This window comes from Pseudomonas sp. ADAK21 (assembly GCF_012935735.1).
In the GTDB taxonomy this organism is placed as follows: Bacteria; Pseudomonadota; Gammaproteobacteria; order Pseudomonadales; family Pseudomonadaceae; genus Aquipseudomonas; species Aquipseudomonas proteolytica.
Genome location: NZ_CP052857.1, coordinates 4,676,304 through 4,693,918, shown reverse-complemented (window position 1 = coordinate 4,693,918; position 17,615 = coordinate 4,676,304). Strand labels below are relative to the sequence as shown.

General features: G+C 62.7%; 15 protein-coding genes. 3 read left to right on the top strand and 12 right to left on the bottom strand.

Translation table 11 applies throughout. The features are described 5' to 3' along the window. Positions 1-56: 56 nt before the first annotated feature. The 7 genes from HKK57_RS21305 to HKK57_RS21275 all read right to left on the bottom strand — a co-directional run bounded on the left by HKK57_RS21305 (position 57) and on the right by HKK57_RS21275 (position 10,878). Positions 57-2,174, bottom strand: coding sequence for a hybrid sensor histidine kinase/response regulator (locus HKK57_RS21305; protein WP_169390709.1), 2,118 nt, complete (start codon positions 2,172-2,174; stop codon positions 57-59). Positions 2,175-3,385: 1,211 nt separating this feature from the next. Beyond that, on the bottom strand, positions 3,386-6,484 hold the full coding sequence (locus HKK57_RS21300; protein ID WP_201975810.1) for an error-prone DNA polymerase: 3,099 nt from the start codon (positions 6,482-6,484) through the stop codon (positions 3,386-3,388). Continuing rightward, positions 6,460-7,875 (bottom strand): Y-family DNA polymerase, encoded by a 1,416-nt coding sequence (locus tag HKK57_RS21295; RefSeq protein WP_169390707.1) that lies wholly within the window; start codon positions 7,873-7,875, stop codon positions 6,460-6,462. Before HKK57_RS21295 ends, HKK57_RS21300 begins: the two co-directional genes overlap by 25 nt. Positions 7,876-7,882: 7 nt before the next feature. Beyond that, the gene (imuA, locus tag HKK57_RS21290; RefSeq protein ID WP_169390706.1) at positions 7,883-8,494 is read right to left on the bottom strand and encodes a translesion DNA synthesis-associated protein ImuA; all 612 of its coding nucleotides are present in this window, start codon (positions 8,492-8,494) and stop codon (positions 7,883-7,885) included. Further along, entirely contained in the window at positions 8,494-9,111 is a 618-nt protein-coding gene (gene lexA / locus HKK57_RS21285) for a transcriptional repressor LexA (protein WP_029293681.1), read from the bottom strand. Before lexA ends, imuA begins: the two co-directional genes overlap by 1 nt. 54 nt (positions 9,112-9,165) lie before the next feature. Next, a complete protein-coding gene (locus tag HKK57_RS21280) occupies positions 9,166-9,804 on the bottom strand; it encodes a ribonuclease T2 family protein (RefSeq protein ID WP_169390705.1) in 639 nt (212 codons plus the stop codon). A 105-nt stretch (positions 9,805-9,909) separates the two neighbouring features. Then, positions 9,910-10,878, bottom strand: a complete 969-nt coding sequence (locus HKK57_RS21275) for a Gfo/Idh/MocA family protein (RefSeq protein ID WP_029293679.1) — start codon at positions 10,876-10,878, stop codon at positions 9,910-9,912. A 141-nt stretch (positions 10,879-11,019) separates the two neighbouring features. On the opposite strand from HKK57_RS21275, the gene HKK57_RS21270 reads away from it, so the two are divergent. Then, positions 11,020-11,382 carry an NUDIX hydrolase gene (locus tag HKK57_RS21270; RefSeq protein ID WP_029293678.1) on the top strand — a complete coding sequence of 121 codons (363 nt, stop codon included), beginning with the start codon at positions 11,020-11,022 and terminating at the stop codon, positions 11,380-11,382. A 3-nt stretch (positions 11,383-11,385) separates the two neighbouring features. Here the strand turns inward: HKK57_RS21270 and HKK57_RS21265 are convergent, their stop codons facing one another. Both HKK57_RS21265 and HKK57_RS21260 read right to left on the bottom strand, forming a co-directional pair. Then, positions 11,386-11,634 carry a DUF1652 domain-containing protein gene (locus tag HKK57_RS21265; RefSeq protein ID WP_029293677.1) on the bottom strand — a complete coding sequence of 83 codons (249 nt, stop codon included), beginning with the start codon at positions 11,632-11,634 and terminating at the stop codon, positions 11,386-11,388. 97 nt (positions 11,635-11,731) lie between these two features. Further along, positions 11,732-11,878 (bottom strand): hypothetical protein, encoded by a 147-nt coding sequence (locus HKK57_RS21260; RefSeq protein WP_169390704.1) that lies wholly within the window; start codon positions 11,876-11,878, stop codon positions 11,732-11,734. Here HKK57_RS21260 and HKK57_RS21255 point away from each other — a divergent pair. Then, positions 11,877-12,821 (top strand): sensor domain-containing diguanylate cyclase, encoded by a 945-nt coding sequence (locus tag HKK57_RS21255; RefSeq protein WP_070996091.1) that lies wholly within the window; start codon positions 11,877-11,879, stop codon positions 12,819-12,821. The genes HKK57_RS21260 and HKK57_RS21255 overlap by 2 nt on opposite strands. A gap of 409 nt (positions 12,822-13,230) precedes the next feature. Here HKK57_RS21255 and HKK57_RS21250 read toward each other — a convergent pair whose 3' ends face one another. Continuing rightward, a complete protein-coding gene (locus HKK57_RS21250; RefSeq protein ID WP_169390703.1) occupies positions 13,231-13,572 on the bottom strand; it encodes a hypothetical protein in 342 nt (113 codons plus the stop codon). A 169-nt stretch (positions 13,573-13,741) separates the two neighbouring features. On the opposite strand from HKK57_RS21250, the gene HKK57_RS21245 reads away from it, so the two are divergent. Further along, positions 13,742-14,287 (top strand): hypothetical protein, encoded by a 546-nt coding sequence (locus tag HKK57_RS21245; protein ID WP_029293674.1) that lies wholly within the window; start codon positions 13,742-13,744, stop codon positions 14,285-14,287. 58 nt (positions 14,288-14,345) lie between these two features. Here the strand turns inward: HKK57_RS21245 and HKK57_RS21240 are convergent, their stop codons facing one another. Together HKK57_RS21240 and HKK57_RS21235 are read right to left on the bottom strand one after the other, a co-directional pair. After that, on the bottom strand, positions 14,346-14,984 hold the full coding sequence (locus HKK57_RS21240) for a hypothetical protein (protein WP_169390702.1): 639 nt from the start codon (positions 14,982-14,984) through the stop codon (positions 14,346-14,348). A 119-nt stretch (positions 14,985-15,103) separates the two neighbouring features. Beyond that, a complete protein-coding gene (locus HKK57_RS21235) occupies positions 15,104-17,581 on the bottom strand; it encodes a TonB-dependent siderophore receptor (protein ID WP_169390701.1) in 2,478 nt (825 codons plus the stop codon). Between the last annotated feature and the right edge of the window lie 34 nt (positions 17,582-17,615).

Genomic DNA, 17,615 nt, shown 5'->3' with positions numbered 1-17,615 from the left:
TCAACCTTGTTGAGGGTGGCAGGTCCTGCGGTGGAGCCAGGAACCGGGGCAAACGTTCAATTACGTGCATTGAGTACTGAGCGTACCCGCTGCGCGAGGGCATCAGGGCTATAGGGTTTACCCAGCAGGTGAATATCGGCTCCCAACTGGTGATTGCTGGAAAGCACGTCGCGGGTATGCCCGGAGGTAAACAACACAGCAACGGGCGGCTGTTGTACCTTGGCCCACTCGGCCAGGTCCGTGCTTTTGAACCGCCCCGGCATGACCACGTCGGTAAAGATCAGGTCCGGCCGCAAACCGGTGCGCAGCATCAACATCGCGTCGTCGCCGTCCTCGGCCGTGAGCACCGTGTAGCCGGCCTGTTGCAGCAACTCCACCGCCGCGGCACGTACACCTTGGTTGTCCTCCACGACCAGGATGGTTTCGCGGCCGCCTTCCTGCAACATCACCTGGGCAGGCGTTTCCTCGCTTTCCGGCTCAAGGCTGTGGGGGAAGTACATCTGCACTACGGTGCCCTGGCCCGGCTCGCTGCTGACCTGCACATGCCCGCCACTTTGCTTGACGAAACCAAACACCATGCTCAAGCCCAGGCCGGTGCCGTGACCGTCTGGCTTGGTGGTAAAGAACGGCTCGAAGACCCGCCGCAGCACCGCCGGCGACATGCCGGCCCCGGTGTCGCTGACAGACAAGCGCACATATTCACCGGGGGCAATCCCGTTGCGGCTGCCCTCCTCGGGCGACAAGGTGATGTTTTCACCGGTGATGCGGATCACCCCCTCGCCTTTCATGGCATCCCGGGCATTGATCGCCAGGTTGAGCACGGCATTTTCCAGCTGATTGCGATCGACATGGATGCACCACGGGTCTTGCGGCAATTGCACATCGATCTGGATGGTTTCCCCCAGTGCCCGCTGCAGTAACTCACCCAGGCCTTCATAAATGCGCCGGGGGTTGAACACCGCCGGTGACAGGGGCTGGCGCCGGGCAAACGCCAGCAGTTGCGAAGACAGCTTGGCGCCGCGTTCGACGGCAGCCAGGGCAGCCCCGACGCGCCGTTGTACCTGGGGGTTATCCCGTTCATGGCGAGCCAGCAAGTGCAGGTTGCCGGCAATCACCTGCAGCAGATTATTGAAGTCATGGGCCACGCCCCCCGTCAGCCCGCCAATGGCCTCGAGCTTCTGCGACTGGCGCAACTGGTCCTCGGCGGCCGAGCGCGCCTGGACTTCGGCGGCGACGCGCTGCTCCAGATTGTGAGTGAGCTTGAGCAGGGACTCTTCCGCGATCTTGCGCACATGGATATCAATGATCACCCCGGGAAAGCGCAGCGGCTGCCCCTGCGCATCCAGTTCGCAGCGCCCGCTGGCCAGTACCCACAGATAGCTGGCGTCAGGGCGCCGCACGCGAAATTCGACGTTATATGACCCGCCGGCTTCCAGGGTGCGGGCGATCAGGCGGCTGACCCGCGCCAGGTCATCGGGATGGATGATCTCGGTGGCGGTGGCGATGGGCAGGCCCTGCTCCACATCGTCCATGGACAGGCCCAGGGTGCGGGCGAAACGCTCGTCTCCCGACAGGCGATCCGGCAACACATCCCAGACAAATGAGCCCAGCAATGCCCCGGCATTGAGCGCCAGTTGCAAACGCTCGTCCGCCACACGGTAGGCACCCTCGGCTTCCTGGCGCAAACGCTCGGACAGCACGTGCGCGGTGGTCTCCACGACAATCGCCAGCACCCCGGCCGGCTGCTGGTCGTCACCGGCTACCGGGCTGTAATAGAGGTCCAGCCACAAGTCTTCGGGTTGACCATTGCGCAGCAGCGTCAAGGCCTTGTTGCGATAGGACAAGGTGCCGCCGGCCAGGCAGGTGCTCATGACATGCCGGTTGAAGTCGGCCACTTCCGGCCAGCCCTGCTCCACCGGCATGCCCAACAGGGACGGATGCCGGCCGCCGGCAAACACCGAGTAACTGTCGTTGTAGATCATGTACCCGGCGCGCCCCCAGAGCATCACCATCGGCACCGGCGAGGCCAGGAGCATCTGCACGGCACAGGTCAGGCTGGTGGACCAACTGTCAATCGAGCCCAGGTCCGTGTTCGACCAGTCAAAGGCACGAATCCTTTGGGCCATTTCACCGCCCCAGCCGTCACAACCATGGGTATTGGATAAAAATTGCATGGACCCTGCTCATACAAAGAGAAGACGTTCGCCAAGGTTGGAGCATAGCGGTGCCGGATGGTTTCACTCTGTATCAATGTGGCTAGGGGGCTGCCCCTCGCTGGGTTGCGCAGCAAGCTCCAGAACCTGCCACCTCGGGGTGTCTGGTGGAGCATGGTGAGCCGGTTGGGGTGGCTTTGCCACCCAGCGCGGGGCAAGCCCGCTCGCCACATAAAGACGGTGGTCCACAGTAAGTTCGAGGGTGCGGCAAGCTCCTTGTGGCGAGGGGGCTCGTCCCCCGATGGGCTGCGCAGCAGCCCCAAATCCTGCCACCTCGGTGTGTCTGGTGGAGCATGGTGAGCCGGTTGGGGTGGCTTTTCCACCCAGCGCGGGGCAAGCCCGCTCGCCACATAAAGACGGTGGTCCACAGTAAGTTCGAGGGTGCGGCAAGCTCCTTGTGGCGAGGGGGCTCGTCCCCCGCTGGGCTGCGCAGCAGCCCAAAATCCTGCCACCTCGGTGTGTCTGGTGGAGCATGGTGAGGGGGTTGGGGTGGCTTTGCCACCCAGCGCGGGGCAAGCCCGCTCGCCACATAAAGACGGTAGTCCACAGTAGGTTCCTGGGTGCGGCTAGTTTCTTGTGGCTAGGGGGCTCGTCCCCCGCTGGGCTGCGCAGCAGCCCAAAATCCTGCCACCTTGGGGTGCCTGGTGGAGCATGGTGAGCCGGTTGGGGTGGCTTTGCCACCCAGCGCGGGGCAAGCCCGCTCGCCACATAAAGACGGTGGTCCGCAGTAAGTTCGAGGGTGCGGCAAGCTCCTTGTGGCGAGGGGGCTCGTCCCCCGCTGGGCTGCGCAGCAGCCCAAAATCCTGCCACCTCGGTGTGTCTGGTGGAGCATGGTGAGGGGGTTGGGGTGGCTTTGCCACCCAGCGCGGGGCAAGCCCGCTCGCCACATAAAGACGGTAGTCCACAGTAGGTTCCTGGGTGCGGCTAGTTTCTTGTGGCTAGGGGGCTCGTCCCCCGCTGGGCTGCGCAGCAGCCCAAAATCCTGCCACCTTGGGGTGTCTGGTGGAGCATGGTGAGCCGGTTGGGGTGGCTTTGCCACCCAGCGCGGGGCAAGCCCGCTCGCCACATACAGCCCGCTCGCCACATAATGCCAGTGGTACATAGTAGGTTCCAGGGTGCTGCAAGTTCCCTGTGGCCAGGGGTTGTTTTTTGAAAGAAGAGCGTTGTACCCCTCAGCGGAAATCCCGGCTACGCACGCTGATCCCCGCCAACAGTGGCGTCAGGTCGCTCAGGCGGCCAGCGATCAAATGGCGGACTTCGCCCACCGCTTCCCAGCGACCATCCACCTTGAGCAGCCGTGAGTTCACCAGCACCTGGCGCTGACGCTCGGCCAGGTCGCGCCAGACCACCACGTTGATGTTGCCAAACTCGTCTTCCAGGGTCACGAAGGTCACGCCGCTGGCAGTGCCCGGGCGCTGGCGCCCGGTGACCAGGCCGGCAACGCTGACATTGCGCCCATGCTCCACCGCCTGCAGCTCCTGTGAGCTGCGGCAGCGCCGCGCGTGCAATTGATCACGCAACAGCGCCAAGGGATGGGGCCCCAGGGTGGTGCCCACGCTGGCATAGTCGGCGTACAGGTCTTCGCCGACGCTGGGTGCCGGCAGTTGCACCGCCTCTTCCTGCGGGCTCGATGCCCCGGCAAATAATCCCAGTTGCTTCTCCACCCCGGCCACGTCCCAGCGCGCTTGATGCCGGTGCCCGGTCAACTGACGCAAGGCCCCGGCATCCGCCAGCAGTTCCTGGGCCCGGCTGTCCAGTCGGGCGCGCTCGCCCAGGTCGGCGATATCGCGAAACCCTGCGCCCTGACGGGCTTTTTCGATACGCAGGCCCTCGTATTCGCGAAAGCCGCTGATCATGCGCAAGCCCATGCGAATCGCCGGTTGCTGGCCGTCGATGGGTTCCAGGCTGCAATCCCAGTCACTGGCGGTCACGTCCACCGGGCGAATCTGCAGGTGATGGCGGCGCGCATCCTGCAGGATCTGGTCCGGGCTGTAGAACCCCATGGGCCAACTGTTGATCAGGGCGCAAGCGAACGCCGCCGGCTCATGGCATTTGAGCCAGCAACTGGCGTAGGTCAGCAAGGCGAAACTGGCCGCGTGGGACTCGGGAAAACCATAGCTGCCAAAGCCCTTGATCTGCTCGAACACCTGGGCGGCAAAGGCCTCGCTGTAGCCGTTGTTGAGCATGCCGGCGCGCAGCCGCTGGCGATGGGGCTCCAACCCGCCATGGCGCTTCCAGGCCGCCATCGAGCGGCGCAACTGGTCAGCTTCGCCGGGGGTGTAGTCCGCCGCGACAATGGCGATCTGCATCACTTGCTCCTGGAACAGCGGGATACCCAACGTGCGCTTGAGTACCGCTTCCAGCTTGGGCGACGGATAGGTCTCGGGCTCTTCCTTGTTCCGTCGGCGCAGATACGGATGCACCATGCCGCCCTGGATCGGCCCGGGGCGCACGATGGCCACCTCGATCACCAGGTCATAGAACGTATTGGGCTTGAGCCGGGGCAACATGGACATCTGCGCCCGTGACTCGATCTGGAATACGCCGATGGTGTCGGCGCGGCTGATCATCGCGTAGGTTGCCGGATCTTCCGAGGGCACCGTCGCCAGTGTCAGGTCGCGGTGACGATGGCGGCGCAGCAGGTCGAAGCAGCGGCGGATCGCGCTGAGCATGCCGAGGGCCAGGATATCGACCTTGAGCAGGCCCACGGCGTCCAGGTCATCCTTGTCCCATTGGATGATGGTGCGTTCGGCCATGGCGGCGTTTTCCACCGGCACCAACGTGTCCAGCGGTTGCTCGCAAATCACGAAGCCACCGGGGTGCTGGGACAGGTGGCGCGGGAAGCCGATCAGTTGCTGGGTCAAGCCCAGGACCCGTCGCAAGACCGGGCTGTCCGGGTCAAAACCACCCTCGCGCAAGCGCTCCAGGGGCGGCGCTTCATCGCTCCAGCGCCCGCAGCAATCGGCCAGGGCATTGACCTGATCCGGTGGCAGGCCCAGGGCCTTGGCCACATCACGCACCGCGCCGGCACCGTGGTAGCTGCTGACCACTGCGGTCAAGGCCGCGCGGCGCCGGCCATAGCGCTGAAACACGTATTGCAGCACCTCTTCGCGGCGTTCATGCTCGAAGTCCACATCGATGTCCGGCGGTTCGTTGCGTTCCCGGGACAGGAAGCGCTCGAACAACATGTTCATCCGGCTGGGATCGATTTCGGTGATGCCCAGGGCAAAGCACACTGCCGAGTTGGCCGCCGAGCCACGGCCCTGGCAGAGGATCGAACGGCTGCGGGCGAAGCGCACGATGTCGTGCACGGTAAGGAAATAGCTTTCGTAGCCCAGGTCGCTGATCAACTCCAGTTCATTATCGATTTGCTCCAGGGTCTTGGCTGACGCCCCCTCGGGCCAGCGCTGGCTGATGCCCTCTTCGGTCAAGGCGCGCAGCCAGGACTTGGCGCTCTGCCCTTGCGGCACCAACTCCTTGGGGTATTGATAGCGCAACTGGCCCAGGTCGAAGGTGCAACGGCGGGCGATCTGCAGTGACGCCTCGAGCAAGCACGCCGGATACAGCGCACCGATCGCCTCCAGGCTGCGCAAGTGCCGCTCGCCATTGGGGTGCAGGCGCTCGCCGGCTTGCGCCACCGGCAGATGGTGCCGGATGGCGGTCATGGTGTCCTGCAAGGCGCGCCGGCTACGCACATGCATATGCACATCGCCACAGGCCACGGTTGGCAGGCCCAGGCTGGCGGCCAGTTGCAGACGCTGTGCCAGGCGGCGGGCATCGTCCTGGGCGCAATGCAGTTCTATCGCCAGCCATAGCTGTTGATTGAAGGTGTCGCACAACCACTGGCCATCGGCAGGTGTATCACCCGCCTCGGCCAGCCACAGCACCAGCAACCCCGGCACCGGGTCGGCGAAGTCTTCGCGCAACAGGCGGTACTGGCCTTTTTCGGCACGGCGCCGGGCCTGGGTGATCAGCCGGCACAGGTGCTGGTAGCCCTGTAGGTTCTCCACCAGCAACACCAGTTTCGGGCCGTTCTCCAGGCGCACCTCACTGCCGACGATCAACTCCAGCCCGACCTCCTTGGCCGCCTGCCAGGCCCGCACGATACCGGCCAGGGTGCATTCGTCGGTGATTGCCAGGGCCTGATAACCCTGCTGCTTGGCGCGCTCGAACAACTCGCGGGCACTGGACGCACCGCGCTGGAAGCTGAAGTTGGACAGGCAATGCAGCTCGGCGTAGCCCTGCATCATGCAAACCAACCCTGCAGCCACAACCCGGCGCTGTCACCCACGGTGCGATAAGCCCAGCCTTGCTGCCCGGCGCGGGTACGCACCAGGTAGTAGTCGCGGCGGATATCCGCGCCATCCCACCAACCGGACTCGATGCGCTCCGGGCCCAGCAGGATCTGGACACCCTGCTCGGCCAGCAAGGTCGGCTCATTGAGCAACCAGCCAGGGCGTTGCACCGGGCTCAAGGGTGGGCAGACGCGGCTGTCGCTGCCCGGTAGCCAGGCACACTCGGGGCGATGGTCAGCATGAAAGCGCAAGCCCTGCACCGCCTCATCCCCCAGACGCGCCCGCAGACGCTCGCGCAATTGTGCCCAGGGCAGGGTTTGCTGCGGGCGCTCGTCGAACAGGTCCTGGCGCTGGGGCACAAACACCGGCAGGTCCTCGGCCAGCAGGCGCAGGGCATGTACGGGCGCGGCCACTAGCACCTGCTCCAGGCGGCCACGGGCCAGTTCAAACAGCATCGAAGGTTCGCGTTCGGCACTCAGCAGGCCCACCGTGATCACGCTGTCCGGCGCCTCGGCATGCTCCAGGTGCAGGGCAAAACGCTGCACGCCACTGTCGCGGCCACAGAGGAACGCCGCCAGGTCGCCGGTCAGGCGCCGTAAGGGAAACAGCAGGGCCTGGTGGGACTGCACATCGAAATTCAATTCGATGCGCAGGTCAAAACGATCCGGCGGCTGATAAAAATCCAGGGCCAGCGGCCGTTGCCCGGTCAAGGCATCCAGGTGCCTGAGCAACCCTGCGTCAAACCGCCGGGCCAAGGTATGCCGGGGCAACGCCTGCACTTGGGCCAGGGTCCGCAGGCCCATGCGCGACAAGGCCGTGGCGGCTTGCGGGTCGATGCCGACGCGATCGATGGGCATCGGCCCAAGGGCTTGCTGGAGGTCCTCGGCATCGGCCACGGCCAGGCTGTCGTAGGCATTGGCCAATACGCGCGCGGCGGCCGGGTTGGGGGCGGCAACGATACGGTGGCGAAAGCCCAGGTCGGTCAGTTCCTCGCGCAAGCGTGCTTCCAGCAGCGGCCACGGCCCGAACAGGCCAAGGCTCGACTCGATTTCAAACAGCAAGGCCCGCGGATAGAACACGCTGACCTGGGAGCTGAAACCATAGGCCCAGGCCGCGAGCAGTTGCTGGCAGCGGTCGATCTCCACCGGGTCGTATTCGACGCAGGCAAAGGCCTTGGTCAGGGCATGGGCCGCGGTCAGGGATTGGCCGGGGCGCAGGCCCAAGGCACGCGCGGCGGCATTGACGGTTTGCAGCACCCGGCGTTGTGGCGGGCCGGCCAACAAGGCCAAGGGTTGCTCGGGCTCGGGGCGCTGACGCAAGACCCCGTCCAACGCCAATTGCGGGAAGACAATACACACCCAGCGCATATCAACCTCAGTGCCCGCTGGCCAGGGCAATGGGCGCGGGATGGGCCAGGCCACCCCGGCACTTGAGTACCCGCACCTGATGCGGCTCGACGGCCAGGCGCAGGGCCGCCGGTGACGGGTTGATCGCCTCGCCCATGGCCCGCCAGGCAAACGCCAGGGTCTGGCCGGTCTCGGCAGCCACCTGCAAGCGGCGCAAGGCCCGGTCATCGGCCTTGCGCGGCCAGCACAGCACCGCGCCGCAACTGCCAGAGCGCAGGCATTGCTCGGCCGCCCACAAGGCATCGCGCTCATCGGCCTGGATCACCGAGAGCTGGCGCAGGTCCACCCCGGCGTTCTGCCAGGCGTGGGGGTATGGGGTATACGGCGGTGCCACCAGCACAATGCGCTCGCCGGCCGCCGACAGCCGCGCCAGGGTCGGCCAGACCAGTTGCAACTCACCCACGCCCTGCTGGGCCACGAGGATTTCGCTCAAGGCCGATTCTGGCCAGCCACCGCTGGGCAACACCGCATCCAGGGCCGCCAGCCCCGTGGGATGCACACTGGCCGGCGGCGCGGCCGGCCGCCCCTTCCAGACCCGCCCGCCATTGAACAGCGAGTCCAGTGCAACCACGGCGCCCATCAGCCTGGCCTCACCAGGCCACAGAACACACCCTCGATGGCCAGGTCCTGGTCGGGACGGACCACGATAGGTTGATAAGCAGGGTTGCGCGGCAACAGACGCACACTGTCGCCCGCCCGCTCGAAACGCTTGATGGTGACTTCGCCATCCAGGCGCGCCACCACTATCTGCCCGTTCAGCGCCTCGGCACTGCGCCGCACGCCCACCAGGTCGCCATCGAGAATGCCGTCTTCGATCATCGAGTCACCCTGGACCCGCAGCAAGTAATCCGGGACTCGGGCAAAGGTCGCAGGGTCGAGCATCAACCGTGCGTGCACTTCGGCGTCGGCGCCGATGGGCAGGCCAGCTGCAACGCGGCCCAGCACCGGGACATCCAGCCATTCGGGGCGGGCCGGTTGATTGAGCAGGCGAATACCCCGGGCCTGGTTCGGGTTGACCTCGATAAACCCGGCCTCGGTCAACGCCAGCACGTGTTTGCGCGCCACACTGCGCGAGGCAAAACCGAAGGCCTCGGCGATCTCGGCGAGGCTGGGGGGCTGACCTTGCTGCGCGATACGCTCGCGGATGAAGTTCAGGATGGCGCAACGGCGGGGAGTGAGAGTCGTCATGGAGTACATTTGTACTCCTGTGGGAATTTTCTGACAATAGCCGCTAGTCAGAAGCCCACCCACCTATCGCTGGGCTGGAATCCGCAGTTCGCCAGCGCGGCATTGTGTCTTGATGCTCTGCGGGCAACCGGTAAAGCGCAGCTCCTTGCTCAAGCAGACCCGCACCTCCGACAACACCTTGCCCTTGCAGATCACAGCCATGCCGTGGCGCCCCATGCTGGGGTTGCTCTCGCGAAACAAAGCTTCAATGTCCCTGGCTGCAAGGGGGCCCGGCACATTGAAAGGCTCGAACGCCTGGGGAATCTGCACCACACCCAATGCCGTATCAGTCTTGTCCAGATACTCGGATGCGTCCACGCCGCTGCATGTGCCGTGCTTGGCCCACTCATGCTTGAGCAGTTTCTCGGTGACAAACAGTGACATGCCCTTGGCCACTTCCTCGGCCGACAACCGCGACTGCGGCAGGCAAGATGCCGGCCAACCGCCTCGCGCATACTGTGGCCACAGGCCATGCAACACAAAGCCGTAGCCCTTGCCCGTGCATTGCTGGTCCTGCGGGTGGGTGAGGCAAAAAGTCGGCGACCAGGACAGTGACAACACATAAAAATCAAAGTCCCCGGCTTGCCCCTGATGACGGGGGGCGGCATCAGCCAGGGCGGTCAATACCAGGCACAGGGCGATCCAGGAGGTTCTCCATCTCATCAAGCAAATCCTTAAATAAACTAAGCGGCCATTGTTATGAACGACTACCCCGCAACGCCGTCAGGTAACGCGCCGCCCTACTGTCGAAAGCTCAACAACTGTGGGTCACGGCTTGCGCTGCAACACCCGATCCATGATGCGGTCGGTCTTCAAGGCCTCGATCGCCAGTGCCGGGTGCACACTCTCGCCGCGGATATGCGCGTTCATACCCAGCACGTGGTGCCACTGGATATGGGGGTGATGGGCAATATGCAGGGTCTCGCTGACCTCGGCTTCGAGCTGCAGCGGCTGCTCGTCGAACACTGAAAACGTGATACGCCCTGTGCTGCCGATCAACTCGACCCGGTCCTCGCGCCGGTCAGCCACAAAGTTCCAGCAACCCATGCCCAACGCACCCGAGCTGAAGCTCCAGCAGGCGGTGACGGCGTCTTCCGCCACATAGCGCCCGGCTTGGCGCGCGGTATAACCCGTGACCTCGACGATATCCCCCGCCAGGTACTGGAACAGATCGAAACCGTGGCTGGCCAGGTCGGCAAAATAACCACCGCCGGCAATCGCCGGATCCGTACGCCAGTTGCTGGCATGGGTATCTGTCGGCGCTGGCGGCTTGCACAAGGTCCAGCTCAGGTGCCGCAACTCGCCAATGCGCCCTTCCTGCAACCAGGTACGCACCTGCTGGAAGCGCGGCAGGGAGCGCCGGTAATAGGAGACAAACAGATGCAGCCCGGCCCGCTCGAAAGTGCGCTGCATCAAGGCGCTCTGCTCGGCATTCAGCGACATCGGCTTCTCGACGCAGCAATGCTTGCCCGCCGCCGCCACCAGCAGGCTGTATTCCAAGTGGCTGGCCGGTGGCGTGGCGATGTACACCGCATCTACTTCAGGGTCATCGATCAGCGCCTGGGCATCGGTGTAAAACCGGGCAATCCCGTGGCGTGCCGCATAATCGCGCACCGCTTCCTCACGACGCCCCATCACGGCGACCAGGGCCGAACCTGGCGCTTTGTAGAAGGCGGGTCCACTCTTGACTTCAGTAACACTGCCACAACCGATCATGCCCCAGCGGATGGTGCTCATCTGACTTTCCTTCACCGGTATTTTTTCAGTTGGGCAGTATCAGCGTTTTCCTGCACGGTCTCCAGCCTCTCCCCATAAAGACCCAGCATGACAATTGCATTACACTTTTGTGACAATCATCCAGCTGCGGGGGCACAGACGATGAAAATACGCGCAACGGTGATTTGCGAACACGAGGGGCACATTCTGTTCGTGCGCAAGGCCAGGTCGAAATGGGCATTGCCCGGTGGCAAGGTCGAACGCGATGAGCGTCCGGTCGGCGCGGCCGAGCGTGAGCTGCAAGAGGAAACCGGGCTGCACGTGGATGGTTTGTTGTATCTGCAGGAGTTGAAGGCCAGTGACACGCTGCATCACGTGTTTGAAGCCTCGGTGGTCAACATCGACCAGGCCCGGCCCTGCAATGAAATCATCGACTGCCAATGGCATGCCTACAGTGCGCTGGAGCAGTTGGATGCGACCGACGCCACCAAGCGCATTGTCCGCTCGTTCCTACGCAGGCTCTGACGTTTAGCCGAATGCCGCAAACCCACGGCGCCCGGCCTTGAGCTCGGTGCGCAGCTCGCCGATCAGGTTGGAGATGGCACGGATGCTATCCAGGCCCTGGGGCGAGACGCCGGTCAACAGCAGGTCGACGCGACCAGACTCGGGCTCGAATACGCGAATGGTCAAGAAACCCTCGGGGTTGACGCTACAGTCGCAGGACAGCGGGACGAAACCGGACGCCATGATGCGGCTCAACTCAACGATGGGAATCATCCTGGGCACCCTTGTTCGCACATGACGCGATGGACGTGATCCCTGCAGGTTAGATCAGGTTGTGCAACCCGTGTGGCCAATCCTACGAAAGTGTTAGCTACCCCACATTTTTGCGCGAAAGCGCTGGTGCAATGGCGTCAGAAAAACCACGCCACAACCTCTCATCCGAGGTTGCCAGCGGCGCTTGATTCTTGGCAAGGATCACCAGATGCTCATGGTTTTTGCCGATCTGGAGCACCTCCATGCGCCGCGACATCCCGAGCGAACCCGACAGCGCCGTGTACAAAACCCTGCTGGAGTCGACCAAGGCCATTCCCTGGCGCATCGACTGGCAGACCATGACCTTCAGCTACATCGGCCCGCAGATCGAAACGCTGTTGGGCTGGACGCCCCAGAGCTGGGTCAGCGTCGACGACTGGGTCGAACGCATGCATCCGGATGACCGCGAATACGTGGTCAATTTCTGCGTGTCGCAATCGCGGGCCGGCGTCGACCACGAGGCCGATTACCGTGCCTTGACCAGCACCGGCAACTACGTGTGGATTCGCGACGTGGTGCATGTGGTGCGCAAGGAGGGCGAGGTGGAGGCGCTGGTGGGCTTCATGTTTGATATCAGCGAGCGCAAGCAGACCGAGGAGCACCTGATCCGCCTGCAAAAACAACTGGAAGAGTATTCGTTCCAGGATGGCCTGACCGGCATTGCCAATCGGCGCATGTTCGACACCGTACTGGAGCGAGAGTGGAGCAGCGCCCTGCGCAGCCAGTTGCCGTTGTCGCTGATCATCCTCGATATCGACTACTTCAAGCAGTACAACGACCACTACGGCCATATCAAGGGCGACGAATGCCTGCGCCAGGTCGCGCGCACCTTGTCAAAAGCCGCCAACCGGCCACGGGATTTCATTGCGCGTATCGGTGGTGAAGAGTTTGTCTGGTTACTGCCCGAGACGGATGCTGCGTCGGCCAGGCGCGTGGCCGAGCGCTGCCTGCACCTGATCCGCCAACAACAGATCGAGCATGCCCATTCCAGCGTGTCGCCACTGTTGAGCTTGAGCCTGGGCGTGGGCACCACCACGGTCAAGCCAGGCAGCGAGGCCTTGACCTTTGTCGAGGAAGTGGACAAACAGTTGTATCAGGCCAAGCGCAATGGCCGGATGCGTGCTGAGTTTTTCGAAGCCATGGTGTGAGGCCAAATCGCGGGCAAAAAAAATCCCAAGTAGCTGATGGAAACTTGGGATTTAAAAATGCATAAACCGTGGGAGGTGAACGCCCGGCCATAATAACCACAGAGACAACTTGTAACAAGTTGATTAATAGCCTTTCGTCGGATTGAAACAGCGCTAAGTCATTCAATAACCACACATTTTTTATGGAGCACGGCACTTGTCGTGCCACTTTTTGGTGCAACTTCCAAACTTGCGAGAGTAAAACCTTAATAACTATCGGGTTAATAAACATCTATGCATACCGCTGATGTTTTTATAGGCGCCGGCTTGCCGGCGAAGCACCTGAGAGCACCACGGGGGCCAGACACCCCTCGTTATCGTTGACGCTTTTCGCTGGCAAGCCAGCTCCTACGGTAGGTCTTGCGCCCTTCTATTTGCGCGCCAACTTGTAGCGCACGCACTCTTCATAAAAGCTCGAACGGACTGCCGCCGGCTTGAGACGCGAGGGGCTGTCATAGGTCTGCTCGGTGATGCCCATGGCCATCATGCGCATCCAGGACTTGTCGAACTTGTACCGCTGGATCTTCTGCCGCGCTGCATACAATGAAACGCCAGCCAACTTCAGCTCCTGGGCCCTGGCCGCCGTGCCCGCGCCCCAACTGCACATGTAGCGATCCCCTTCACGCAGCGCCTTGCCCTGGGCCGCCGCCGCCGCCGCCCCGCTGGCCAGGGCCAAGGCCAAGGCTAGCAGCGTGATTTTTACATTGCGCATTGGCATCCTACCTAACCACCTGAAAATAAAAGTGATTTTGGCGAAACATGCGGTAGACGGGGGCCAGCAAAATGCCTTCTTGACGTAATCCCCTCCCCGCCATGGTTGCCGCCCTACCCGCGCCTGACCATAATCGCGCGCCCCTATCCCCCTCACGCAAGGAAATGCCGTGAAGAAATTTCTTATGTTGGCCCCATTGGTATTACTGCTGCTGCAAGGTTGCGGCGTGACCATGACGCAATACGAGCCCAATTTCGACAACGTCCAGCGCCTCAAGCAGACACCCGCGTTGCAACCCATCAGCCAGGCCAAGGTCACTGCCGCCTCGGGCCAGGGTTCGTTGATGGTCCGGGCCAATCCGATCAGCTCGCCTGCCGGCAGTATCCCCGCTCACGTGCAGGCGGCAATCACCCAGGAACTGTCCCTGGCCGGCCTGCTGAATCAAAGCGCGCACCGGCGCCTTGACGTACTGCTGGTGAAGAACGAGCTGACAGCGGGCATGGGGTCCGGCCACGGCATACTGGCCGCACGCTTTACCGTGCTCAAGGACGACACGGTGGTGTACGACGCCACCAAGGAAGTGACTAGCGTGTGGTCCAGTTCATTCTTCGGTCCCATTGCGATTCCGAATGCGGCGAATGCCTACAACCCGCTGGTGCGTGACCTGCTCAAGGCCTTGTACAGCGACCCGCTGTTCATTCAGGCACTCAAGTAAAAACACCAGGTAAAAAAAAGGGAGCCGGTTAACCGGCTCCCTTTTTTTACAGCCTGAATCAGGCCCGCGGCACACCGGCATCCAGTGCCGAGTACTTCAGGTTATTGCTCTCGACCATCTGCTTGAGCAACGCATTGACCTGGCGGGTGAAGGTATCGGTCACCGCTTCTTTTGGCGTGTAGGCCATCATCGGGATAAACCAGATACCCAACCAGGTGTTGATCGCATCATGGTTGCTGCCTTTGCTCAGCGCCTGGCCCTGTGGGTCCAGGGCTTCCAGGCTCATGGTGTACTGGTCGGTACCCAGCGCCGGGATGATGGTGAAGGTGAAGCCGCTGATCAAGGCCAGTACCATCTGACCGCCACCTGGCGGATGGTTGTAGACCTTCAGGCGCAGGCTGTAGTCGCCTGGCTGCTTCTGGAACTCATCGAGGGTCACACGGCCGAACAGGCCGGAGTCGGTGAGGATTTTTTGCAGTTGCGGGCGCAGCATATCCCGCGCCTGGGGTACTTCAGCAGCGGCAGCGTTGGTCGGTTCGCCTTGATAAAAATCAAAGTCGACATAAACGTTCGGCTTGTTGGCGAAGCTCGCCTTCGATGGCAGGGTGACTGGCGCGACTTCGTCCTTGGTGAAGCTGGCGCAGCCACTCACTGCCAACATCATCAGGGCCAACCCCAGCATTTTTCCAATGTGCATTACGACTTCCTTAGTTGATGGAGCGTCTCCATGGCCGGAGGTGCTGGGGGCGGATAATAGAGAGTCAACGGCCCTGGTAAAAGGCCGCTGTAGGAAAAAACCTCATCAACTACCCGCGCTTACCACTGATACGTCGCACTCGCCTGCACCGTACGCTGCGAGCCGTACCAGCACCACGAGTACGAATAGCAGGACGCAACGTACTCTTTATCCGCCAGGTTGGTGGCGTTCACCGCCAGGCGCAGGTTGTCGCCCGGGGTGTTGATGTGGGGGATGTCGTAGTGCACCGACGCATCGAACAAGGTGTAGCCGGGAACTTTCAAGGTATTGGCGGTATCGCCCCATGACGAGCCCACATAACGCGCACCCGCCCCTGCACCGAAGCCCTTGAGGTTGCCATCATGCAGGGTGTAGTCGGCCCACACCGAGGCCGTGTGCCGTGGCACCGCGTAGGTGGTGGTGCCCTGGGTCGGCACGGCCGGGCCTACGCCAATGTCGGTGATCGGCGCATAGCGCACGGTGCTGTTGGATTTGCTGATGCGGTTATCGAGGTAGGCATAGGCCGCCGTGATATCCAGGTTGTCGTTGAGGCTAGCCTTGCCTTCAAGTTCAAAGCCACGGGAGCGCACTTCGCCGTCCTGGACCTGGCAGCGACCATTGCCGCACAGGTGGGTAGGATCCGGGTCCATGGTGGGCACGTTGTTCTGGCGCAGGTCGAAGATGGCAGCCGTGATAAAGCTGTTGCTGCCCGGCGGCTGGTACTTGATGCCGATTTCGTACTGCTTGCCTTCAGTGGGCTTGAACACCGAGCCGCCGTAGCCGGTACCGGTTTGCGGTGAGAAGGATTCGGAGTAGCTGGCGTATGGCGCCAGGCCGTTATCGAAGAGATAGACCACGCCCAGGCGACCGGTGAAGGCTTTGCTGTCCAGGGAGGATTTGGTTTTCTTGCCGTCGGTCAAGCTCAACGAGCTGTTATCCGAACTGGCCCAGTCATAGCGACCGCCCAGCAACAGTACCCATTTGTCCCACTTCGCCTGCTCCTGCAGGTACACACCGGTCTGCTCGCTACGCTGGGTCGCGTCGCTGGAAAATGCCGGGGTGGTCACCGGTGCACCGTACACCGGATCGAAGATGTCCAGGTCCGATCCCTTGCCGTAACCGGCCTTGGTATCGACGCTGGTGTTCTGGTAATCCAGCCCCATCAACAACGTGTGCTGCACCGGGCCGGTGTCGAACTTGCCCTGCAACTGGTTATCCAGGTTGTAGGCGTCCATGTCGACATCGGTGGCGATGGTCGAGCGGGTCAACGTACGGTAATCGGCCTGCAGGTTGCTGCTGTAGATACTGCGATAGATCCCTTCGCTACGCATATAACGGGCGTTCTGGCGCACGGTCCAGACGTCATCGAGGTGATGCTCGAAGGCATAGCCGATGGAGTAATGTTCGCGATCACTCTTCTCGAAATTTTTCTCGCCGTCATAGAAGTCGACATCGATCTTGCGCCCCAGCGGACTATGCAACACCGAACCCCACGCCGGCATCGACCCGTAGGACGCGCCCTTGGGATCCTTCTGGAAATGCCCCAGCAGGGTCAGCGACGTGGCCTCGTTCGGGCGCCAAGTGAAAGCCGACGACAGCGACTGACGGCGGGTCTCGGTATGCTCGACCTGCCCGTCTGCATCATCGAACAACCCGGCGACGCGGTAGGAATACACCCCCTGGTCGTCCAGCGGGCCGCTGAGGTCGAAGGTGGTGCGTTTCTTGTTGAAGGTGCCGTACTCCACGCCCACTTCATGGAACGGCGTATCCAGCGGGCGCTTGGTGACCAGGTTGATCACGCCGCTGGGGCTGCCCTGGCCGTACAACACCGAGGCCGGGCCACGCAGGACCTCCACGCGCTCCAGGTCGAAGGCATCTTTTTGCGGCGAGGCATCGCGGCTCGATGCCACGCGCAGGCCGTCCAGGTAAGTCACTGGCGAGAAGCCACGGATGGTCAACTGGTCCAGGCGCGAGGCAGTGGCACCACGGGTTTCCGGGACGACCGCAGCGCTGTAACGCAGGATCTGGTTGAGGCTTTCGGCATTCTGCGCACGCATCTGGTCCTTGGTGACCACCGAGATCGACTGTGGCGTCTCGATCAGCGCGGTGTCGGTCTTGGTGCCGGACAGGCTGCGTGTGGCGACATAGCCAGACACCGGGCCAATGGGGCTTTCACTTTGAGCAGCACCGCTGATGGTGGTGGCCTGCAACTCCACCGAGCCCTCCACCTGGGGGATCGGCTCGATGCGGTAGCGCTTGGCAGACAACGCCTGGGCACGCAAACCGCTGCCCGCCAGCAACTGGGCCAGTGCCGCGTCGCTGCTCAACTGCCCGTTCAAACCACTGCTGCGCTTGCCGCGGGTCAAGGCCGGATCAAAGGCCAGGACCAGCCCGGCCTGTTCGGCAAAGCCATTGAGGGCCTGGCTCAGTTCACCGGCAGGGATCGAAAAATGGCTGCTTTCATCAGCCCATGCCGTGGGTATGGCAAGGGGTAAAGCGGCAAAAGCCATCGCCACCGACAGCGCCAGTGGGTGCAACGGACGAGCAAAGCGTGACATGAGAGGTCCTGGAAAATGGAGTTCTATATTCCAT